Annotated in this window: 22 protein-coding genes and 1 pseudogene; 21 read left to right on the forward strand and 2 right to left on the reverse strand. The window is 68.9% G+C overall.

The features are described from left to right. Positions 1-146: 146 nt before the first annotated feature. The 3 genes from fgd (at position 147) to ACL02T_RS31635 (ending at position 2276) form a co-directional block, all read left to right on the forward strand. Positions 147-1151: a glucose-6-phosphate dehydrogenase (coenzyme-F420) gene (fgd, locus tag ACL02T_RS31625; protein ID WP_412834477.1), complete on the forward strand. Its 1005-nt coding sequence runs from the start codon at positions 147-149 to the stop codon at positions 1149-1151. A 62-nt stretch (positions 1152-1213) separates the two neighbouring features. Continuing rightward, the gene (gene cofC / locus ACL02T_RS31630) at positions 1214-1861 is read left to right on the forward strand and encodes a 2-phospho-L-lactate guanylyltransferase (RefSeq protein ID WP_412834478.1); all 648 of its coding nucleotides are present in this window, start codon (positions 1214-1216) and stop codon (positions 1859-1861) included. A 256-nt stretch (positions 1862-2117) separates the two neighbouring features. Then, positions 2118-2276, forward strand: a complete 159-nt coding sequence (locus ACL02T_RS31635) for a hypothetical protein (RefSeq protein WP_412834479.1) — start codon at positions 2118-2120, stop codon at positions 2274-2276. A gap of 2 nt (positions 2277-2278) precedes the next feature. Here the strand turns inward: ACL02T_RS31635 and ACL02T_RS31640 are convergent, their stop codons facing one another. After that, entirely contained in the window at positions 2279-3370 is a 1092-nt protein-coding gene (locus tag ACL02T_RS31640) for an NAD(P)H-dependent amine dehydrogenase family protein (RefSeq protein ID WP_412834480.1), read from the reverse strand. Between the two features lie 144 nt (positions 3371-3514). Next, a pseudogene (locus ACL02T_RS31645) lies at positions 3515-4356 on the reverse strand (IS5 family transposase). A 196-nt stretch (positions 4357-4552) separates the two neighbouring features. Between ACL02T_RS31645 and ACL02T_RS31650 the strand changes: the two are divergent. The 18 genes from ACL02T_RS31650 to ACL02T_RS31735 all read left to right on the forward strand — a co-directional run bounded on the left by ACL02T_RS31650 (position 4553) and on the right by ACL02T_RS31735 (position 21692). Beyond that, positions 4553-5134, forward strand: a complete 582-nt coding sequence (locus ACL02T_RS31650; protein ID WP_412834481.1) for a TetR/AcrR family transcriptional regulator — start codon at positions 4553-4555, stop codon at positions 5132-5134. A 126-nt stretch (positions 5135-5260) separates the two neighbouring features. Next, the gene (locus ACL02T_RS31655; RefSeq protein ID WP_412834482.1) at positions 5261-5869 is read left to right on the forward strand and encodes a TetR/AcrR family transcriptional regulator; all 609 of its coding nucleotides are present in this window, start codon (positions 5261-5263) and stop codon (positions 5867-5869) included. Positions 5870-5947: 78 nt separating this feature from the next. Continuing rightward, a complete protein-coding gene (locus tag ACL02T_RS31660; protein ID WP_412834483.1) occupies positions 5948-7159 on the forward strand; it encodes an LLM class flavin-dependent oxidoreductase in 1212 nt (403 codons plus the stop codon). Between the two features lie 52 nt (positions 7160-7211). Further along, on the forward strand, positions 7212-7889 hold the full coding sequence (locus ACL02T_RS31665) for a TetR/AcrR family transcriptional regulator (protein WP_412834484.1): 678 nt from the start codon (positions 7212-7214) through the stop codon (positions 7887-7889). Positions 7890-7981: 92 nt separating this feature from the next. Beyond that, positions 7982-8998, forward strand: a complete 1017-nt coding sequence (locus ACL02T_RS31670; protein WP_412834485.1) for a spirocyclase AveC family protein — start codon at positions 7982-7984, stop codon at positions 8996-8998. A gap of 4 nt (positions 8999-9002) precedes the next feature. Beyond that, entirely contained in the window at positions 9003-9863 is an 861-nt protein-coding gene (locus ACL02T_RS31675; protein WP_412834486.1) for a hypothetical protein, read from the forward strand. A gap of 316 nt (positions 9864-10179) precedes the next feature. Next, positions 10180-10959 carry an MlaE family ABC transporter permease gene (locus tag ACL02T_RS31680; RefSeq protein ID WP_412834487.1) on the forward strand — a complete coding sequence of 260 codons (780 nt, stop codon included), beginning with the start codon at positions 10180-10182 and terminating at the stop codon, positions 10957-10959. After that, positions 10959-11783, forward strand: coding sequence for an ABC transporter permease (locus tag ACL02T_RS31685; RefSeq protein WP_412834488.1), 825 nt, complete (start codon positions 10959-10961; stop codon positions 11781-11783). Before ACL02T_RS31680 ends, ACL02T_RS31685 begins: the two co-directional genes overlap by 1 nt. Before the next feature lie 4 nt (positions 11784-11787). Beyond that, entirely contained in the window at positions 11788-13170 is a 1383-nt protein-coding gene (locus ACL02T_RS31690; protein WP_412834489.1) for an MCE family protein, read from the forward strand. Beyond that, a complete protein-coding gene (locus tag ACL02T_RS31695) occupies positions 13167-14285 on the forward strand; it encodes an MCE family protein (protein WP_412834490.1) in 1119 nt (372 codons plus the stop codon). The genes ACL02T_RS31690 and ACL02T_RS31695 overlap by 4 nt, the downstream gene beginning before the upstream one ends. Continuing rightward, entirely contained in the window at positions 14282-15361 is a 1080-nt protein-coding gene (locus ACL02T_RS31700; protein ID WP_412834491.1) for an MCE family protein, read from the forward strand. The genes ACL02T_RS31695 and ACL02T_RS31700 overlap by 4 nt, the downstream gene beginning before the upstream one ends. A gap of 5 nt (positions 15362-15366) precedes the next feature. Continuing rightward, on the forward strand, positions 15367-16614 hold the full coding sequence (locus tag ACL02T_RS31705) for an MCE family protein (protein ID WP_412834492.1): 1248 nt from the start codon (positions 15367-15369) through the stop codon (positions 16612-16614). After that, positions 16614-17780, forward strand: coding sequence for an MCE family protein (locus tag ACL02T_RS31710; protein WP_412834493.1), 1167 nt, complete (start codon positions 16614-16616; stop codon positions 17778-17780). The genes ACL02T_RS31705 and ACL02T_RS31710 overlap by 1 nt, the downstream gene beginning before the upstream one ends. Before the next feature lie 3 nt (positions 17781-17783). Further along, positions 17784-19124: an MCE family protein gene (locus ACL02T_RS31715; protein ID WP_412834494.1), complete on the forward strand. Its 1341-nt coding sequence runs from the start codon at positions 17784-17786 to the stop codon at positions 19122-19124. Further along, positions 19121-19918: an Rv1363c family protein gene (locus ACL02T_RS31720; RefSeq protein WP_412834495.1), complete on the forward strand. Its 798-nt coding sequence runs from the start codon at positions 19121-19123 to the stop codon at positions 19916-19918. The genes ACL02T_RS31715 and ACL02T_RS31720 overlap by 4 nt, the downstream gene beginning before the upstream one ends. Continuing rightward, complete coding sequence (locus ACL02T_RS31725; RefSeq protein ID WP_412834496.1) at positions 19915-20454, forward strand: Rv1363c family protein; 540 nt, start codon at positions 19915-19917, stop codon at positions 20452-20454. Before ACL02T_RS31720 ends, ACL02T_RS31725 begins: the two co-directional genes overlap by 4 nt. Positions 20455-20466: 12 nt before the next feature. After that, entirely contained in the window at positions 20467-21033 is a 567-nt protein-coding gene (locus ACL02T_RS31730; RefSeq protein WP_412834497.1) for an Rv1363c family protein, read from the forward strand. After that, positions 21000-21692: a hypothetical protein gene (locus ACL02T_RS31735; RefSeq protein ID WP_412834498.1), complete on the forward strand. Its 693-nt coding sequence runs from the start codon at positions 21000-21002 to the stop codon at positions 21690-21692. The genes ACL02T_RS31730 and ACL02T_RS31735 overlap by 34 nt, the downstream gene beginning before the upstream one ends. The last annotated feature ends 15 nt before the right edge of the window (positions 21693-21707 follow it).

The following is a 21707-nucleotide window of genomic DNA, read 5'->3' on the forward strand; positions in this document are numbered from 1 at the left end:
TGGCTCCGAACGCTCGGTGGAGGAGCTGACGGCGATCGCCGCCGCCGCCGGGCGCCCGGTGCGCCAGCGGAGCACGACCTACCGCGAGCCCGTCGTTGCTCTCGATTGCACGCACATCCCTCTGATCGCCGCACGATAGGAAAGCCATGAACCTGAAGATCGGTTACAAGGCCTCGGCGGAGCAGTTCGGCCCGCGGGACCTCGTGGAGTACGCCGTGCGCGCAGAGGAGGTCGGGCTCGACAGCGTCTGGGTGTCGGACCACTTCCTGCCCTGGCGGCATCGGGGCGGGCACGCACCATCCGCCCTGACCTGGATGGCGGCGGTGGGGGAGCGCACCGGGCGGGTGCTGATCGGCACGTCGGTGACAACCCCGACGTTCCGCTACAACCCAGCGGTGATGGCGCAGACCTTCGCCACCATGGCGCTGCTCACCGGCGACCGCGTCATCCTGGGCGCAGGCACTGGTGAGGCGCTCAACGAGGTCGCCGTGTCCGGCATGGTGTGGCCGGAGTTCAAGGAGCGTTTTGCGCGACTGCGTGAGTCGGTGTCGCTGATGCGCGCCCTGTGGGCCGAGTCGCACGTCGACTTCGAGGGGGAGTACTACAAGCTCGTCAACGCGTCCATATACGACCGTCCGGAGCGACCGATCCCGATCTACATCGCCGCGGGTGGTCCTCAGGTCGCCCGTTACGCCGGTCGAGTCGCGGACGGAATGATCTGCACGTCGGGCAAGGGTATGGACCTCTACACCGAGAAGCTGATGCCGGCCGTGACAGAAGGCGCTGAGAAGGGGGAGCGCGCCTCGGACTCCATTGACCGGACGATCGAAGTCAAGCTCTCTTACGACCGGGACCCTGACCTGGCGCTGGAGAACTGCAGGTTCTGGGCCCCGTTGTCGCTCAGCGCCGAGCAGAAGCACACTGTGGACTCGGCGGAGGAGATGGAGCGCCTCGCGGACGAACTGCCGATCGAGCAGGTCGCCAGACGGTGGATCATCGCCTCGGATCCCGACGAGGCCATGGCGCAGATGAAGCCGTACCTCGACGCGGGCCTGAACCACCTGGTGTTCCACGGGCCGGGCCGCGACCAGGAGCGGTTCCTCACCCAGTTCTCCGAGGACGTCCTGCCCAGGCTCAGAGCGTTGCGGTGATTTCAACCGTGTCGTTGGCGCGTCGGCGGCCGGAGACACGTGCAGTCGAACTGCTCGTTCCAGTGAAGGATCTCGCCGCCGCGAAGAGTCGACTCGAACTTCCCGCCGAAGCCGCCCCCGCAAAGGCAGCCTTGGTTCTGGCCATGCTCGCCGACACCATTGCGGCCGCGCGGCGTGCACGGCGCGTCGACGGTGTCACCGTCGTGACTCCTGACGTGATCGTCGCCCGACAGGCGCGGGTCTGCGGCGCCTCGGTCCTGCTCGAACCTCGATCGCAGTCCCTGAACGATTCGCTGGCCTGGGCGTTGTCGGCCCGCGCCGACGACTCTCCAGCGGCGGTCCTTCTTGCCGATCTCCCCTGCCTGCAGCACTGGGAACTGGACCGGGCACTGCGGGAGGCGGGTTCCCAGCCTGTCGTGTGCTCCGACCGCGACGGCGCGGGAACCGTCTTCTTGAGCTTCGGCTCACAACACGGGCCAACGACCCACTTCGGTGCCGACTCGTTCGTCCGACACGTCGAGGCGGGGTTCTGTCCGCTCAGAGGGGCGATGCCCGGGCTGAGGCACGATGTCGACACATACAGCTCGCTCCTCGCCGCCCGTATGCTCGGCATGGGCCCGGCCACGTCACGATGGTTCGAGGCTCGCCTCCCGTGGTGTCGACACTCGCATCCGATCCGCTCAACCGGCCCGGTTCGTCTCTCGTCCTGAGGCCGATGGATGGCAAGCTGAGGTGCATGATCGCCAGCCGGCCCATCTCACGTTCGCAGAATTCGCGGAACCTCGATCGAGGCCCTCGAGGGTACAACCGCGTCTACCTGCCTGCGCGAGCGCAAGATCGCCGCAACGATCCAGATCAAGGTCGACCAGCAGGCCCACCGGCGCGAACGTGGCTCGGCCGGCGGCCTTCCACCGGTCGTCGGCGAGCAGATCTGCAAGCAGCGTCGCGGTCGAGTGCAGCATCAACGTGCTCAAACAGCACCGCGCACTGGCCACCCGGTACGACAAGCTCGCCCTGCGCTACGCGGACACCATGCCCATCGCGGTGATCAACATCTGGCTCCGCGTCCTCGCCGCCCGGGGTTGCTCAGCACGGTCCAGTCGAGTCGGTGCCGGTGGATCATGACGTCAGCCCACAACGGCAGCGCTCGATCGGAACGCGGGGGTCAGCGTCTGGAAGGACATGAGGCCCGCGGGTGCGGCCTGCACTGCGGAGATCGAGTTGAGGACGATAGCCACGGTGCTGCAGACGAGCGGGTCAGTCGTGCCGGCGTTGCTCTTCGGATGGTGCAGGTCGACAGCGACCGTCACGTCCGGCTCGCCGCTCACGACAACCTCCCAGTGATCGTGTCGGCGTGGTCCCCAGCCTGGGATCTCGTGGTCGCCGATCCACCTGTCCTGGATCGACACGAACGGCTTCCCGTCCACGACGGCGCTCCATGTCCACGCCACGGCGCCGATGGAGCCCTTGGCCACCTCGAGGCCGGTCGCTTGGAGGACGATGTCGCGGGTTGCGAGGCCGACCTCGAGCGAGCGCTCGAAGCGCTCGACGCGACCGCCGAGCGACGTCGCGACGAGGGCGAGCGACTCGTAGAAGAACTGCCCGATGACATCGCCCAGAGGCGAGTCGCTCGAGATCCAATCGGCCGGCCGCCCCATCGCGATGAGATCCCGGAGCACGTCGATAGCCGGGTAGGTGTTGGTGTCCCACCACTCGGTGACCGCGACCGAGTCGACCTTGCGGCAGAGGCTCGCAGCGACCTGACCGAGCCGGTCCATCATGAAGCCCGGGTTGATGCCGGTCCCGAACAGCGTCGCGCCCCCGGCCTCGGCGGCGCGTCGGAACCGGGCCGTGGCCTCCTCGCCGCGGATTCCGGGCCAGATGTAGCCCGAGATCGAGATGACATTCTTTCCCGACTGCAGGAGGGCTTCCACGTCGGCGTCGTTCTGCTCCATCAACGAGCCGCTCTCGCCGCCGCGGGGGCCAATCATCGGCATGTGCAGCACCACATCGGCGTCGAGCGCAAGGATCGCACCTCGACTCGTCGTCGCGGCTACGCCGATGGGCTCGATCCCTGCCAGGACTCCTAGGTCGACGCCGTCCTTGTCCTCCGAGTAGACCAGGCCACCTACCAGCTCAAGATCAGGGTGCGCGATGATCTGCCGCACCGCCTCCTTGCCGATCGAGCCGACTGCCCACTGGACCACCTTGATCGTCATCGATCCTCCTTCGGCTGTGGACACAGACGTGTACCGGAGAAGTAGAAGGGACACTCTGTCCCTTGTCAAGGGACAGAGTGTCCCTTGACGTCGTGCCGCTGCCCCGGGGCGGCGACTAAGGGATCGCGCGAATTGATGTGTTGATCATGGGCGGCGGACGGGTCGTGTGTTCCAGCGGTGGGTGGTCCAGGCTTGTCGGATCAGGCTACGGACGGTGATGATCGCGTCGGCGGGGTCGAAGAACGCGTCGAGGACGATCTCGCGTCGTTCGTAGCAGCGCTGCAGCCGGTTGAACGCGTTGTGCCAGGCGTTGGTCCGTTCGATGTGCCGGCGTCGGGTGGCTGGATCGGTGCCTTCTCGCCTTTGTGCGCGATCTCGCCGTGCAGGCCACGTTCGTCGAGCAGGTCCCGGGTTTTGTGCGAGTCGTAGCCGGCGTCGAGGTGGACGGTGACGTGGTCGGGGAGCGGGGCGAGCTCGGCGGAGTCGGTCCAGCGTTGGGCCCAGCAGCGGGGAGTCGTTGCGGTTGGCCCCGGCCAGCACCCGGCCCGGTGGGATGCCGGTGGCCTCGACCAGGGGTGAGCGTTTCAGACCCTGTTTGCGCCGGTCGACCGGGGAAGGCCCGGCGCACTCGCCGCCGCCGGGGGCTTTGGTGATGCAGCCGTCGACGGCGATGTCGTCGAGTAGCAGGCCCACGATGCGGTCGTAGGCGTCGAGGGCGATCCGCCGCAGCTGTGCGAACACGCCGAGGCGGATCCACTCGTCGCGGCGGGCGCGCAGCGTGCTCGCCGAGCAGGTGGCCTCGGCGATCGCCTCGTAGGAGCAGCCGAACCGCAGAACCTGGATGAGCTTGTCGAACACGATCCGGTCGCCGGTCCGGCGCGGTGGCAGCCCCACGGATGGGTGGGATCGAACTCGTCACGTACGGGTAGCAGCGCGGCGAACTGGTCCCACAGTGGTTCGGCCAGCCATGATGGCAGGGCGGGCACGTGGCCTCCAGGCGATCACGAAGCGTAGACAACTTCATGATCGGCAGGCCCGTGCCCGCTCCTTCCCCTCGACACCCGGCCGCGACCGAGACGTGATCAATCCGCGCGACCTCTAAGCTCGGGGCCCGTGGAGGCCCCCATCGCGCGCAGGAGAAGGACTCCCGCCGAAGTGCGAGCACTCGTTGTGGAGAGCGCTGTGCGAATCTTCTCGGAGCGAGGATTCGAGGTCGCCACGCTGGACGAGATCGCCCGCGGGGCGGGCGTGGCTCGCTCAGCCCTCTATCGTCACTTCCCGAACAAGTCGGAGCTGTTCGTCGCTGCGGTCCTGCAACCACTCGTCGACTTCCAGGAGAGATACCTGCACCTCTGGCGCGAGCAGGTCGACGCGCCGTGGGACGACGAGCGCTACATGCGCGGGCTGGTCACTGTGATCGTGGACATCTGTGCCTCTCATCGGGAGGCGATGCTTGGCCTCATTACGGCCGAGGACCGGCTGGATCCGGAGACGGCCGACCGCGTGCTGGCTACGGTCGGCCGGCACTTCGATGATCTTGTCAGGACGGTGCAGCCGGAGTCCGACCGGCGAGGGTGGGTCCCGCCGGAGAGTCTGGAGCTCTCCCTGCGACTCCTGTTCGGCTCGATCATGTCGGTGACTGTCCTGCATCGAATCTTCCTGCCGGCGGACCCGAGTCGGCGCCCCGAGCGCGGGGCCATCATCGAGCATGTCACGCGATTGTTCTTGCATGGCGCGGCTCTGTCCGAGCGTCCGGGTGGCTGAGGCCAGGTGACCGCGGGCCTCAGTGACAGAGGGTGGCTGGGGCATCGCTCCTGGCGACGGGTAACGTCCCCGTCGTTGTGATGTTGCCGCGGGCGCGGCCGGATGATCGAAGCGAGGTTCACGGTCGTGGTGGACGGCGAGGCTGACCAGGCCCGGCGGCCTGCCTCGCAGGACCGCATCCTTGACGCAGCGCGCCAGTGTTTCCGCGAGGGCGGCATCCGACGGACGACGATGTCGGATGTTGCGACTGCGAGCGGCGTCAGCAGGCAACTCGTCTACAAGATCTTCCTCGGCCGTCGAGAGCTCATCGAAGCTGCCGCGATCGCTCGGATCCGCGAGCTCGCGGCGGATCTTACGCCCGACGACTGGGAGGAAGGGTCGGGTGCAGAGCAGTTCGTCGCCGTCTCTGTCGCTGTGATCCGGCGAATCCGGACGGACCGCGAGCTCCAGAACCTGCTCGGTGACGAAAGCCCGGTCTCACTCCACGAGGTGCTGTGGCTGGACTCGGTGCGGGAGATGGGGGTGGCGTTCTGGGCACCCTGGCTCGAGCGGGCCCGCCGGGCGGGCGTGCTCCGCGCCGACCTCTCGGACGACGACCTGGGTGACTGGCTGCAGACCGTCTACGCGTCGATCATCCTGCGTCGACACATCGACCCCGAGTCGGAGCGGGCCATGATCGAGCGCTTCGTGCTGACCTCGCTGAGCATGGCTGGCGGCGCACCTCCTCAGGGCTGACCATCCGTAACGTCCATTTGGCCCAGCGGTGTGACCTGCTTGACACCTGCCTCCGTATCGAATACATATTAAGCCGTCATGGTTGACAAAAGGGCTCAGTTGTCAACTCCACATGCCCTGAGCGGGCCGACAAGGACGGTGACGATGACCAACGACGTTCGCACCGGGATCGGGATCTGGGCATCCCGGTACCTCGACCCCCGCGGTGCCTCGGAGTACGCCGAGGCGCTCGAGGCAACCGGTCAGATCGACCAGTTCGTCCTCTGGGACCAGATGACGAGCTGGTGGCCCAACAGCCTCTGGACGCCGGAGAACACTCCGCTTGCGGCGATGATCCCGGATATGGACTCGCTGCAGGACCCGTTCGCGACCGCGGCGTTCGCCCTCGCGGGCGTGGATCGGCTCGGTTTCGCCGTGTGCACCGATGCCACCCGCCGTGAGCCGGCTGAGCTCGCTCAGACGATGCTGACGCTGGCGATGGCGACCGAGGGGCGGGCGTCGCTGTGTTTGGGAGCCGGGGAGGTTCGGCACATCGCGCCGTTCGGTCGCAAGCGGTCTCTCGGCCTCAAACGGCTCGATGAGACGTTCCAGATCCTCCGGTTGCTGCTCAAGGAGCGCGACCTGGTGGACTTTGACGGTGAGCTGTGGAAGCTGAGGGACGCCTGGGTGGGGAACGCGGGGAAGGACCGCCTCCCCGAGGTGATCGCCATGGGCGGTGGTCCGAAGCTCACGGAGATGGCCCTGCGGTACGCCGACGGGTTCGGCACCGGCGCTCCGTTCGTGTACGCGGATCCCGACCAGTACGGGCAGGCGATCGAGGGGCATCGCCGTACCCTCACCGAGATCGGCCGCGACCCTGAGAGCTTCACGTTCGCCCTCCACCACATCGTCTTCATTCTCGATGAGGACGACGATTTCGAGCGCTACGTCGATAGTCCGCTGCTCAAGTGGTACGCGGCGACGGGTGGTCGGATCAACATGGCCGACTGGGCTCCGGAGGGGGTCGAGCCGGTCATGCCGCTGGACTGGCACTACGCGCTCCACATGAAGCCGAACGCGATGTCGCCCCACGACATCGCCGAGATCATCGACCAGGTAACTCCGGAGATGGTGCGGAAGACCTTCTTCCACGGCACTCCCCGACAGATCGCTGACCAGGTGCGGCCCTTCGCGGAGGCAGGCGCCTCGCTGAACTTGATCGCAGACCTCGCGCCGCTGTTGATCCCCACCGATCCAAAGGTCACGGTCGAGGCGTCGGCGGAGATCTGCCGGCTCGTCAAGTCCGGCTGAGCGCCGTCGAGGTAAGCGGACGGCCCGGGGTCGGGGTCATCGAAGGGGACCAATGCGAGCAACTCAAGAGCGGCAGCCAACCGACGGCGTCGCGGCGTTGCCGCCGGGCGGTACGGTGCGACCTGACTCCGGTCAGGTGGATCGTCCGCCGTCCTGGGAGCGCATCGTCGCTGCTGCACGCCGGTGCTTCTCCGACCGTGGAGTCCGTCGGACCACGATGTCGGACGTCGCGAACGAGAGCGGCGTGAGCCGCCAGCTCGTCTACCGGATATTCGCGAACAGGCGAGATCTGATCGAGGCGGCTGCTGCCGAGCGGGTCGGGGAACTCGCCGACGAGCTCGCTCCGCACGACTGGGGCGTGGGGCTGGACGCTGACTCCTTCGTCGCCGCGTCGATCGGGGTGATCCGGGGCATTCGCCTGGACGCCGAGCTGCGAAGGCTGCTCGGCGAGGAGAGTCCCGTGTCGCTGCACGAGGTGCTCTGGTTGGACTCCGTTCGTGCTCGTGGCGTGGGATTCTGGCTCCCCTGGTTGCGGCGTGCACGCGTGTCCGGGCTGCTGAGGGCGGGAGTTCCCGATGTCGATCTAGCCGACTGGCTGCAGACGGTCTACGCGTCGATCATCCTCCGCCGGTCACTTGACGAGGCGACCGAGCGCGTAATGATCACTCGCTTCGTCCTGACCTCGCTCAGCATGGCCGCGGAGGACTCGGCAGGGCCGACCTGCGAGTGATGAGTCGGCACGAACTATAATTTAACGTAAATTTTGATGAGATGGGGATGGCGTTGTTCGGGCGCCGTTCTCCAGGAGGTGAGGGGCAGACCATGACACAGACCCAGGAACCGGCGCCGGGCGTGCTGCCAGCGCCGGCCGCCGCATCCGCGACGGCTGAGGAGACGAAGTACGGACGCCGAGGCGGTGTCGGCGTCTGGGCGACCATCGGCCTCCTCGGAATCATCCTGTCCGTGTGGGCGTACTCGAACTGGATCGCCTCCGACTCGTTCACCCCGGTGCCGGTCCAGGGGCCCGACGAGATGGCGACGTGGCGTCTGGTCGCGCTCCGCTGCGTCGAGGCGGTCAGCGTGATCGTGCTGGTCGCCTTCCTCTGGTCCGGCATCGTGAAGCCGCTGCGTCGAGACGGCCGGATCAGTCTGATGGGCAAGATGATCCTGGGGGGTGTCGTCGGCTTCGTTCTCGATGCCTTCCTCAACAACAACGAGTACCTCTTCGCCTGGAACCAGAACAACATCAACACCGGTGTCTGGTCGCCATGGCTCCCGCTCCACCAGTCCGACGCGCCGGGGCAGTACGCGGAGTCGTTCCTCTGGGGCCTCCCGATGTACATCTACTTCTGCGCGTTCGTGGCGCTCATGGCCCTGAACACCGCGAGGTTCCTGCGTAGGCGGTTCCCGAGCCTCAGTAGGCCCCAGGTCTACCTGCTGTTGTTTGTCGAGGCGTTCCTGTTCGACCTGGTCGTCGAGAACATCATCATCCGGCTCACCGAGGCGTACGGGTACCCGCGAACGGTCGGCGCGATCACGCTCTTTGCGGGCTCGCACTTCCAGTACCCGTTGAGCGAAGCCTTCCTGGTCGCACTCGTCGGGCTCGCCTTCACGTGGCTGTACATGCGGGCGAGCGAGTCGCCCGACGGGCGCAGTCCGGTCGAGTACGGGCTGGACCGGGTGTCGCCGCGCTGGCGCGAGACCGTCTCCACGCTCGCGGTGGTCGGGTACTGCTTCACGGTGTTGCTCGTGGTTTACCACGTGCCGTTTGCATACATCGGGCTGCACGCGGACTCGGTCGCCGAGCTGCCGTCCTACCTGCTGCCTGCGGTGGGCTGAGCCCATGATGGCACCCCTGGGATCCCAGGCGGTCGACACGCCCGTGCCGCCCGTCGGGCAGCTGATCGCGGTCATCCTGTCCTGTGTGCTGGCCGTGGCGGCGGTGACCTACGTGGTCACCCTGTACCGCAGGGAGCGGATCGTCTGGCCGTTCTTTGTTCTGGCGTCAGGCGTCGTCACCTCGCTGATGGAGCCATTCTTCGACCTGATGTACGGCCTGCACTTCAACCGTGAAGGGCAGTGGAACCTCTACACCACCTTCGGCAGCGCCCAGCCGGTGTGGGTCCCGATCTGCTACTCGGCGTTCTACGGCTGCGCGGCCGTCTTCGTCGCACGGTCGCTCGCCCGCCGTCCGACGATGCGGAGCGTCTGGCGGATGTACGGCGCGATCGTGGGGATGGCGATCGTCGCCGAGATGACGTTCGTCAGTGTGCTCGGCGTGTACGGGTACCAGGACAGCCAGCCGTTCGTCGTCCTCGGCTACCCGATCTTCCTGGGCTTCACGAACGCCATGTCGGCGCTGGTGGGCGGCATTATCGTCTACCGGCTCGTGCCGCTGCTCGACACCTTTGGCAAGCGACTGTCGCTGGTTGCGATCATCCCGCAGGCGTTCGCGGCAGGGTTGTTCGGCACCGGGATCCTCTACCTCTCGGTGCGGCACTCCGTGGACGACCCTCCGATGTGGCTCGTCTCGCTCGCGGCGCTCACCGTGGTCGGCGGGATCGCGGCGACGGTGCGTCTGCTCGGCCGCCACCTCGTGGCCGAGGCACCGCACTCGACCGGCGTCGTGGTCGGCATCGACGGCGAGTCCTCAGACAGTGGCTCGGCCGTGGGGACACAGGCGAAGTCGAAGGCGAGACTGTAGCGTCACGTTTCTGCAGCCCAAAGCGGCGGGGGCCGGATGAACCGGCCCCCGCCGTCGTGCGTGCCGACCCGCCCCTGCGGACGATGCGTTGAGCGGACGTAGGTTTTTTAACCGCCATTCGAGTGAACTCGCGGAGGGGGTTTACAGGGCCCGTGACTTGTCACTGCTCGGCTCGTTGCCTCCTGTAGGACCCGGTTGGGTCCGCACTCGTACGGCGGCTGCGCTCCCCGATTCCGCCGTCAACTTAATCCGGTCTCGAAGAGGAGGCAGACGTGCTAGAGGACGTCCGCATCGTGCTCGCCCGAGGAGGGGACGGATGACGGCGCCGCCCATCCTCGGGCGGGCCGTGCGCCCCATGGGCGCCTTCTTCGCCTTCGTCGCCGACACCTTCGTCGCGATGTTCAAGCGGCCCTTCCACTGGCGCGAGTTCGTTCAGCAGACGTGGTTCGTCGCAAGCGTGTCGCTGGGCCCGGCCATCCTGCTGGGCATCCCGTTCGTCGCGCTGGTGACCTTCCAGTTCAACCTGATCCTTGTCGAGATCGGCGCCATCGACCTGTCGGGCTCCGGTTCCGGCTTCGCGACGGTGACCCAGATCGGCCCCGTGGCGACGACGTTCATCATCGCGGGGGCGAGCTCCACCGCGATCTGCGCCGACATCGGGGCGCGGAAGATCCGCGAGGAGCTCGACGCGATGGAGGTGCTCGGGATCGACGTGATCCATCGCCTCGTCGTGCCCCGTGTTCTCGCCACGGCGGTCAACGCCTTCCTGCTCAACGGCGTCATGATCCTCATCGGCCTCGCGGGCGGCTACGTGTTCGGTGTCTACCTCCAGGGCGCGAGCCCCGGACAGTACGTCGACTCGCTCAAACTCCTCGTCGGGTTCCCCGACCTGGTCCACGGCGAGGTCCGGGCAGTCGTCTTCGGCATGGTCGGCGCGCTCATCGGCTGCTACCGCGGAATGACCTGTGCGGCAGGCCCTCGCGGCGTCGGCAACGCGGTGAACGAGACGGTCGTCTACACCTTCCTCGCCCTCTTCCCGATCAACATCCTGCTCACCCAGATCCCGTACTCGCTCGGGATCGTCGGAGGCCACTGATGTCCGTGCGTTCGGTCCTCCGGGTGCCCGTGCGACTGCTCGATGACCTCGGCGACCAGGCCGCGTTCTACGGCAAGTCCATCGCGTGGACCCCGAAGGCGATCAAGAGCTACAAGACCGAGCAGGTTCGGCTCGTCGCCGAGGTCGGCATGAGCACCGGCGCGCTCGCCGTCATCGGCGGCTCGTCCATCATCACGTTCTTCATCACGATGTTCGCCGGCGTCACAGGCGGCGTCCAGACGTTCGACGCGCTGAGCAACCTCAACCTCGAGGCACTCGGTGGGTTCGCCTCGGCGATCATCGGCCCGCGGCTGCTGACCCCGATCATCGGCGGGGCCGCCCTCGCGGCGACCGTCGGCTCGGGCTTCACCGCCCAGCTCGGCGCCATGCGGGTGTCCGAGGAGATCGACGCCCTCGAGGTCATGGGGGTGCGCTCACTCCCGTACCTGGTCACGACCCGTCTCGTCGCCGGCATGATCACCATCATCCCGATCTTCGCGATGGCCATGGTCGGCGGCTGGATCGGCTGGCAGCTCACCCAGGTCGACTTCTTCGGCCTCTCGGCGGGTACCTACGACCACTACATGACGACGTTCCTGCAGTGGCAGGACGTGCTCTACTCGTTCGCCCAGGCGATCGGCATCGCGGTCGTGGTGATCCTCATCCACACCTACTACGGCTACACCGCCTCGGGCGGGCCCGCGGGAGTGGGCCTGGCGGTCGGGAAGGCCGTGCGCAGCTCGCTGATCGCCGTCCTCGCCGTCAACCTCGCGATCGCGATGGCGCTCTACGGCGACTCCGACGCCTTCCGGATCTCGGGGTAGCACCGTGGCCTCCCTCGTCTCCCGAACGAAGCACCGCGCGGGCGCACTCGTCCTGCTCGCGATCGTGCTCGGCTTCTTCGCGCTGTGCGGTGCCGTCTACGCCAAGGCGTTCGTGCCCTACGCGGACGTGTCGCTCAGAGCCGACCGCTCCGGCCTGCAGATGTACCCGGGCAACCGGGTTCAGCTCCGCGGGGTCGACGTCGGCGAGGTCGGCGCCGTCCGTGTCGTCGACGGCGGTGACGCCGTCGACATCTCCCTCCACATGAACCCCGACACCCTCTCGATGGTCCCGGCCGACGCGCGCGTGCAGCTCAAGCAGCTCACGGCGTTCGGGGCGAAGACCGTCTCGCTCACCGCGCCCGACACGCCGTCGGGGCGGACGCTCGCGGCCGGCGACTCGCTGTCCGCCCAGCGGGTGACCGTCGAGGTCAACACACTGTTCCAGCACCTCGACGAGGTGCTGCGCACGCTCAAGCCCTCGCAGGTCGCGTCGGTGCTCGGCAACGCCTCGAGCGCGCTGCAGGGCCGCGGTGAGAAGATCGGCGAGACGGCAACCGAGCTGGCCGCCTACCTGCGGAGGTTCAACGAGAACCTGCCCCAGCTGCAGGAGACCGTGAAGGACGGCGCGGACCTGACCAACCTCTACGCCGACGTGGCGCCGGACCTGCTGAAGCTGGTCGACGATGTCACGGTCACGAGCCGTACCGTGGTGGAGCAGCAGGCGAACCTGGACAGCTTCTTCTTCCAGCTGACCCGCTTCTCCGACACCGGTCGGGACTTCTTCCTGCGCAACGGCGACCCGTTGACGGACGTCATGCGCACCGCACTGCCGACGACGGACCTGCTCCGCGAGTACTCGCCGGAGTTCGCCTGCTTCCTCAAGGGGGTGGACGTCAATCGCCAGCTGATGGAGGCCAACCAGGGTGGGCAGGTCCCCGGCGTGAGCGCCGACGTGACGCTCCAGCCCGGCGCCCGGCCGTACGACAACCCCGGACAGCTGCCGGTGGTCGGTGCCGACAACGGCCCGAACTGTCACGGCCTGCCGGACCTCGACGGATTGCGCTGGCCGGACTCGTTGGTCGAGAACGTCGACAAGGGCGGCGAGCCGAACCCCGACGGCGGCGACAGCACGCTGCGCTTCGGCGACCCGCCGGCATACGCCTACCTGTTCGGGCCGGTGTCGGACCGCGGCCAGGGCCCGGCGGGCACCCCCGCGCCGGGTGCCCCCGAGAACCCGCCGGTGACGGACCCGGGTGCCGCGGACCCCTCCGGCTCGGCGCCGGCCCAGCCCGCGGCTCCGGCTCACCCGCAGGCCCCGGCGGGCGAGCCCACCCCGGAGCAGGGCTCCGACGGCCTGCTCGGCGGACTGCTGGGAGGTAACCGATGAGCAGACAGTCGTCCCAGGCGGTCCTGGGGCCGTTGATCAAGTCGTCCCTCTTCGTGGTGGCGACGCTCGCCGTGCTCGCCCTGGTCGCGATCGAGCTCGGGGCCGGGTTCGTCGGCCCGAAGGCCGCGCGGTACGACGCGATCTTCGCCGACACCTCCGGCCTGCAGGCCGGTGACTCGGTGCGGGTCGCCGGGGTGAAGGTCGGAACGGTCGACGACGTCGTGGTCGAGGACCAGGACCGTGTCCGGGTCAGCTTCGACGTCGCCGAGACCCGCTCGGTCCCGCAGAACGCGCAGCTCGCCGTCAAGTACCTCAATCTCACCGGTGACCGGTTCCTGGAAATCTCCCCGGGCACGGAGGGATCGCGGGCCCCGCTCGCCGCCGGGGGTGAGCTGCCGGTGCAGCAGACCCGGGGTGCGCTCGACCTCGACGTCCTCCTGGCGGGCTTCCACCCGCTGCTCGAAGGACTGTCCCCCGAGGACATCAACGGCCTGACCTCGAACATCGTGGCCGTGTTCCAGGGGCAGGGCGGCAACCTGGAGTCGCTGCTGTCGAGGGTGGCGTCCCTGACGAACGCCCTCGCCGACCGTGACCAGGCCATCGGCCAGACGGTCGACAACCTCAACCAGGTGCTCGACACACTCGACCGCCGCTCGCCCGAGCTCGCGGCCACGATCACCAACCTGCAGCGGCTGACGACGGGCCTGGCCTCCGACCGGAAGACGATCGGGGAGTCCCTCGAGGGAACGAACCGGCTCGTCGGCGGCATCGACACCCTGCTCGGCAAGGTGCGGGGGCCGCTGGTCGGCACCGTCGACCAGCTGAAGCGGGCCTCCGTGCAGGTCAACGAGGGGGCCACGACGATCGACGAGTCGCTGCGGATGCTGCCGGGGGCGTACCTCCGGATCGCCCGCGTCGGGTCCCGGGGCTCCACCTACAACCTCTTCGTCTGCTCGCTGCGGGCGAAGGTGACGGGGCCGGACGGCAATCCGCGGTTCACGCCGTGGATCGGGCCGTCGGACAACGTCGCGCGCTGCAACTACGACGCGAACCCGCTGGAGACGCCCGAGCAGCGCGAGGCGAAGGAAGCAGCGGCCCAAGGGGGTGACCGATGAAGGTCAGGTTCCGCGAGAAGAGCCCGGTCGTCATCGCCCTGGTGACGCTGGCCGGCCTGGCGGCCCTGCTGTTCGGGTCCTTCCAACTGGCCGAGATCCCGCTCTTCGCGGGGTCGACCTACCACGCTCGGTTCGCCGAGGGCGGCGGCCTGAAGTCGGGCGACAAGGTCCGGATGTCGGGCTCGGAGATCGGCAAGGTCACCGACGTGGACCTGGAGGACGGCGACGTCGTGGTCACGTTCACGGCGAAGGGCGTCCGGCTGGGCGACCTGACCTCCTCGGCGATCAAGACACAGACGCTGCTCGGGGAGCGGTACCTGAACGTCGAGTCGCGCGGGGCGGAGTCGATGTCGGCGGGGGACACCATCCCGGTCGAGCGGACCACGTCGCCGTACAGCCTCACCGAAGGGATCGAGGACCTGAGCCGGACGACGGGCGAGGTCGACATGGCGCAGGTCGGCAACGCCCTGGACAGCATCTCCGACGCGTTCCGCGGCACACCCGAGGAGATCGGGCCCGCATTCGAGGGCGTGGCCCGGCTCTCGGAGACCCTGGCCTCGCGCGACCAGGCCCTGCGGGACCTGTTCGCGCGAGCCGAGCAGGTCACCGGCGTGCTGAAGGATCACACCGGCGAGTTGCAGAACCTGATCACGGACGGGAACGCGCTGCTCGACGAGCTGCAGGCCCGTCGCGCGATCATCCGCGAGCTCCTGGTCCGCACGACCGCGGCGACGGATCAGCTCTCGGGCTTCGTCGACGAGCAGCACGACCGGCTCGCGCCGACGCTGACCGAGCTGAACCAGGTGTTGGCGATCCTGCAGCGCAACAACGGCAACATCAGCTCGGCCATCGAGCGGGTCGCGGGCTTCATCACTGGCCTCGGTGAGGGCCTGGCGAGCGGGCCGTGGTTCAACGGGCACGCCGACCTCGCAGGCATCCCGCTGACGGTGCTTCCGGTCAACGACTTCGTGCCGGGGCTGGCGCTGCCCGATCCCGGCCACACGTTCAACGGCGAGACCCTCGGCGGCCTGCCGGGCGTCGGAGACCTCGTCGGCCTGGGAGGCAACGACCGATGAGCGGAATGACCGCTGTGAAGGGCCGGTTGGCCACCGCCGCCGGCCGCATCCTCACCGTCGCCGTCGTGGCGGTGCTGATCGTCGCGGGTCTCGTGCTCGTACTGGGCGGCGGCACGAACAAGGGTACGGCGTACTTCGCGTCCGTGAAGAACATCTACCCGGGTGACCGGGTCCGGATCCAGGGCGTCGACGTCGGTGAGATCGACGCGATCGTCCCCGAGGGCCGGCGCGTCCGCGTCGACTTCTCGTGGGATGCGAAGTACCCGGTGCCCGCGAACCCCACTGCGGCGATCGTGACGCCCACCCTCGTCGCGACGCGGTACCTGCAGCTGGCGCCCGCCTACAAGGGCGGACCACAGTTCGACGACGGCGGCGTGATCCCGGTCGAGAAGACCGTGTCCCCGCTGGAGTACGACGACCTGAAGGACCAGCTGCAGCGGGTCGGCAAGGAGCTCGGACCGGACGGTGTCGACGCCGACGGGGCGCTGCGGCGCTTCGTCCAGGTCGCCGCGGCGAATGCGGACGGCGGCAACGGCGAGAAGTTCAACGAGATGGTCAAGCAGGCCTCCGCAGCGGTCCAGACGTTGGCCGACGGCCGGGAGGACCTCTTCGGCACCGTGCGCAACCTGCAGGTGTTCGTGTCCGCCCTCGGCCAGATGGACGGCCAGATCGCCGAGTTCAACACCCGCCTGGCGTCGGTGTCCGGGGTGCTGGCGGACTCCAGCGGCGACCTCGGGCAGGCGCTCGCGGGGATCGACCGCGCTGCACGCGATGTGGACGCCTTCGTCGACGAGACCGGCGGGCCGCTGACCGAGTCGGTCGACCGGCTCGGCGAGGTCACCCGCAATCTCGCGGCGTCCCGCGACAATCTGGCGCAGGTGCTCCATGTCGGGCCGAGCACGATGATGAACTTCTTCAACATCTTCAGCGCCCGGACGGGAGCGATCGGCGGCGCCGTCGTCGTCGACAACACGAACTCGCCCGCCGACCTGGCCTGTACGGCGATCGCCGGTGCCGCCGCGGATCCCGAGACCGGCGCCAAGGCCTGCAAGGGCTACTTCGGCCCGATCCTGCAGATGCTGCGGGTCAGCCCGCTGCCTGCCGGGCCGAACCCGATCGCCGTCGAGGGCGGCGGCGCCCCGGAGCGCAACCCCGGGCCCGTCGAGCCGCAGCCCCCGGCCGCCAAGCAACTGCCGCTCAACCCGGACGTGCCGGGACTCGGTGGCCTGCAGTTCCCAGGAGGTGGTAACTGATGAGACGCCTCGCCAAGGGGATCGTCAGGCTGGTGGCGTTGGTCGGGGTCGGCGCGGTGCTGGCCGGCTGCGACTACACCGGGCTGAACGACTTCCAGCTCCCGGGCACGGGCGGCCACGCCGACGGCGCCTACGAGGTGACCATCCACATGCAGGACGTGGGTGACCTCGTGCCGAACAACCCCGTCCGCGTCGGGGACACCGAGGTGGGCTCGATCCGCTCGATCCGGCTGGACGACTGGACGGCCGTCGTGACCGTGGGGTTGGACCCGGAGATCACGTTGCCGGCCAACACCGTCGCCAAGGTGGGGCAGGTCAGCCTGCTGGGCGCCAAGTACATCGAGTTGGCGCCCCCGCCCGCCGGGGAGGCCCCGCAGGGGCGGCTCGCGCAGGGCTCGGTGATCGACTTCGGCCACTCGGGTGCCTACCCGGAGACCGAGGAGGTGCTGGCCGCCACGGCGACCCTGCTCAACGGTGGCAGCCTCCAGCAGTTGAAGACCATCTCCTACGAGGTCAACAAGGCGCTCGACGGGCGAACCGGTGACTTCCGGGACCTGCTCACCCAGCTCAACACGTTCGCGCGAGGGCTCGACGAGCAGAAGGCCGACATCATCCGCGCGATCGACGGTCTCAACCGGCTGTCGGGTCGGATCGCCGAGCAGCGTCAGGTCATCGACACGGCGCTGGACACGGTGCCGCCCGCTCTGGCGGTGCTCGAGGACCAGCGCAAGGAACTGACCCACACGCTGTCGGCGCTGAGCGAGTTCGGCAACGCGACCGACGAGGTGGTGCAGCGCTCCGCGGACGACATCGCCACCAACGTGGCGAACCTGGAGCCGGCCCTGCGCGGACTGGCCGACGCCGGGACCTCGCTGACCGGCTCGCTCGGGCTGCTGGGCACGATCCTGTTCCCGCTGAAGAACCTCGACGAGGTCTTCCAGGGCGACTACATCAACTTCTACGTGACCCTCGACGTGACCCTCAGCAGCCTGGACCAGGGCCTGCTGACCGGCACCCCGTTCCAGGGGAAGCTCGGCGCCGTCGAGACCGCGCTCCAGCACGGGGGCGCCACCAGCCAGGTGATCGATCCGCTCATCCCCCGGATCGACGGCGTCCCGCTGCTCGAGCCCGGCGAGATGCCGCCCGGCGCCCGGAACGGAGGCTGACCCGTGATCACGCGCTTCGTACGCGTCCAGCTGGTGATCTTCACCGTGCTGACGATCGTCGCGGCTCTCCTGATCGCTCTGGTGTACGTGCGGGTGCCGAGCCTGCTCGGCCTCGGGCACGTGTCCGTCACCGGGCAGTTCCCGGCCGCCGGTGGGATCTACCCGAACGCCAACGTGACGGCCCGCGGAGTGACCGTGGGCAAGGTGACCGGGGTGCGGCTCGTGCCCGCGGGAGTCGAGGTCGACATGTCGATCGACGCCTCGCAGGCGCCCGCCGCCGACTCGCGGGCGGAGATCCGCAGCGTCTCGGCGATCGGCGAGCAGTACGTGGATCTCATCGGGGACGACGGCCCGGCCTTCGCCGACGGGGACGTCATCCCCCTCGACCGGACGAACGTGCCCGTGCCGATCGCGGACGTGCTCGACACGACCGACACCCTGCTGACGTCGGTGCCGAACGAGCAGCTCAGCGTGTTGCTCGACCAGGCCGACAAGGCCTTCCGGGACATCGGGCCGGACCTGGGGCGGCTGGTGGACGACACCGCGGAGCTGACCCGGACCGCGCAAGAGAACTACGACCAGACCGTCGGGCTGCTCAACGACTTCCCGCGGTTCGCCGCCCCGCAGCTCGCGTCCAGCGACGCCATCCGATCCTGGGCATCCGACCTGGGCGTCTTCACCGACCAGCTGCGGGCGAGCGACGGGAGCCTGCGGTCGATCCTGACGACGGTGCCGGGGGCCGCCACCAAGGCCGACGACCTGATCTCGTCGCTCGGCAGGTCCGTGCCGGACTTCCTCGACACGACCGGCATCCTGACCCACCTCGCGGAGGCCTACCACGCCCCGATCGAGCAGGTCCTGGTCATCTACCCGATGATCATGGCCGCGGAGCGGTCGGCGGCACCGCCCGGGCAGGAGCGCGACATCCGGCTCAACATCCAGACCAACGTCAACCCGCCCGCCTGCAACTACGGATGGGTCCCGCCGGGCAAGCCCGGTGGCGCCCGCAACGCGTACGACACCGCCGACGAGGACCTGCCCGCGAACTCGTACTGCCAGATCCCTCAGAACGACCCGACGCTGGCCCGGGGCGCGCGCAACCTGCCGTGCTTCGAGCCGGGCTCCCCGCCCGGACGGCGAGCGGCGCTGATCCAGGAGTGCGTGGGGGACGGGTTCCGCCCGACCACCCTCGGCCACCCCCGGATCGACCTGCAGACGCCGGTCAACGACCAGCCGGTCTTCGCCGAGCCGCTCGCCGGCGTCGGTGGGACCTCGGACAACCAACCGATCACGGAGGAGGAGACGTGGGAAGGGCTACTGCTACCCACCCCGGCACGACCGTGACAGCCGCTGCGCGGGACGCCCGCGCGAGCGCGGAGCCACTCGACGGGGTCGTCGTGGACGACCTCGTGCCCGACAGGGTCGTCGACGAGGATGCGCAAGAGGGCGTGGTCGGGGAGGACACTCCCGTCGAGCGGGTCGACAGCTGTCCGGAGCCTCCGGCGGAGACCAGGTCGACCACCGAGTCGGAAACGGTCGACGAGGCCGACACGGTCGACGAGGCCGCGACGACCGAGGCAACGGACCAGGACGAGGTGGCCGACACCGCGGACACGCCCGACAGCGCGACCCTCGGGCCGCGGCGCGGTATCGGGCGTGGCCGGCGCCGGTTGCTCGTCGCCCTCGCGGCGGCGGCCGTCCTCCTGCTCGGCGCGACCGTGTGGGCGGGGGCGCTGTTCCTCGGGGACCGGGCGACCGACCAACGGAAGGCGGCAGTGCTGGACACGGCCCGGACCGTGGGGGCGACGCTCACGACGATCAGCCACGACACCGCGAAGCAGGACATCCAGCGGGTCGTCGACGCCTCCACCGGCGACTTCGGCGACCTGTTCCGCTCCAACACCCAGGCCTACGTCGGCGTCATCAAGGACGGCGCCGTCACCTCCACCGGGAAGGTGGACGAGGCCGGCATCCAGAGCCTGGACGGCGACACCGCCAAGACGCTCGTCGCCGTGAGCTCGACGGTCAAGAACAAGACGGTCCCCGACGGGGAGCAGAGGTACTACCGGATGATGATCGAGATGAAGCACCAGGACGACGGCCGCTGGCTCGTCTCGAACGTGGAGTTCGTGCCGTGAACGGGGTTCTCGAGAAGGTCGGTGCCCCGGCCCGCGGTGCGGGCCGGCTGGCCCAGCGGAAGCCGAGGGCCGTCCGGATCGGTCTGCTGGTCGCGATCGCGGTGTTCGCAGCCGCGGCGGCAACGCTGTTCGTCCTGCACGTGCGACACTCCACCGCGGCGGCCGAGGAGGCGGACGCGCACGGTGCGGCGGACCGTGCCGTCAGCGAGTTGCTGACCTACGACCACACCACCGTCGCGAAGGACGTCGACCGGTACGCGGGGCTGGTCACCGGGCCGTTCGGCGACGACTACGTGAACCTGCTGCGCAACGTCGTCGTGCCCGCCGCCGAGCGGGACCAGGTCTCCACCCGCACCGAGGTCGTCAGCTCGTCGGTCATCGGTCGCGAGGGCGACACGGTGAACGTGCTGATGTTCGTCAACCAGGCCTCGCAAGCCGGGAACTCGCCCGCGGGCGCTCCGTCCGGCAGCCGCGTCCGGGTGGCCATGGAGAACGTCGAGGGAACCTGGAAGATCTCCGGCTTCACACCGCTGTAAGAGGACGAGTCGATGACGATTCCCACCAGAACGCGGGTCGACGACCCGCCGACCACCGAGCTGCCCAGGCTCGACGCGGACGGCGACCCGGTCCCGCCCCGGGTCTTACGTCCACGGCTGCGCCTGCCTGCGCTGCTGGCCGCAGTGGCAGTGCTGCTCACGTGTGGTGCCGCGACCCTTGTCGGTACCCAGTGGTGGGCGAACAGCGAGCGCACGGCCGTGCAGACGGCGGCCCAGGACCACGCCCGGGCGCTCATGACGATCGACCCGGCGCGGTCCGTCGACGACGCTCGTGCCGTACTCGACGCCTCGACGGGCGAGTTCGCCGACCTGTACCGCCGCAACGGCGATCAGTACGTGTCGGTGGTGCGGGACGGCCAGGTGCGGATGACGGTGGACTCCGTGCTCACCGGCGTGGTGAGCGTGGACGGCGACGCCGCGCGCGTGCTGACCGCGGTGCGGGTCACCTCCCACGACGTCGACCACCCGGACGGGGAGAAGCGGAGCTACCGCCTCAGCGAGGAGATGCGGAAGGAGGGCGGACGATGGCTCGTGTCGCGGATCGACTTCGGCCGCTGAACCCGGCCGACGAGGCCGAGCCGGCCGAGCAGAGCGGCCCGGACGAGCGATCCACGCCGCCGCAGGGCCGCCGGGGTCGGCGCACGATCACGTTCGGGACGGTCGTCGGTTCCGTGGGGTCCGTCGCGGGGTCGGCCGCCCGGCAGGTTCGGCAGATCGCCACGGCCCCCATCCGTGCCGCGGCGGCCCGGCCGGAGACCACTCGACGCCGGCTGTTCGTGACCGCCGTCGTCGGGGTGGTCCTGGCTGGTGCGCTGACGGTGTTCTGGTGGTGGTCGGGCCGGGTGGACGACCAGCGGGCCACTGCCGTCGCCGAGACCACCCGTTCGGTCGAGGAGCTGCTGAGCTTCGACTATCGCGACGCCGACATCGACGGGAGACTTGCGCTGGTCGCACCGGAGTTCCGGGACCGCTACGCCTCCTCCGTGCGGGACACGGTGACACCTGCCGCGAACGCCCAGTCCTCCGTCGTGCGTACGCGAGTGGCCGACACCGCGGTGGTCGCGGAGTCCCGCGGAGAGGTCACGCTGCTGCTGTTCCTCGACCGGACGGAGACCTCGGCGGCCGCGCCGCAGCCCGTGCTCTCGGGTGGCCGCGTCCAGGTCTCCGCGACCGAATCCGACGGGCACTGGCTCGTCCGCGAGATCACCACGATCTGATCCGCTCCCCAGAAC

This window comes from Pseudonocardia oceanicola (assembly GCF_047200735.1).
In the GTDB taxonomy this organism is placed as follows: domain Bacteria; phylum Actinomycetota; class Actinomycetes; order Mycobacteriales; family Pseudonocardiaceae; genus Pseudonocardia.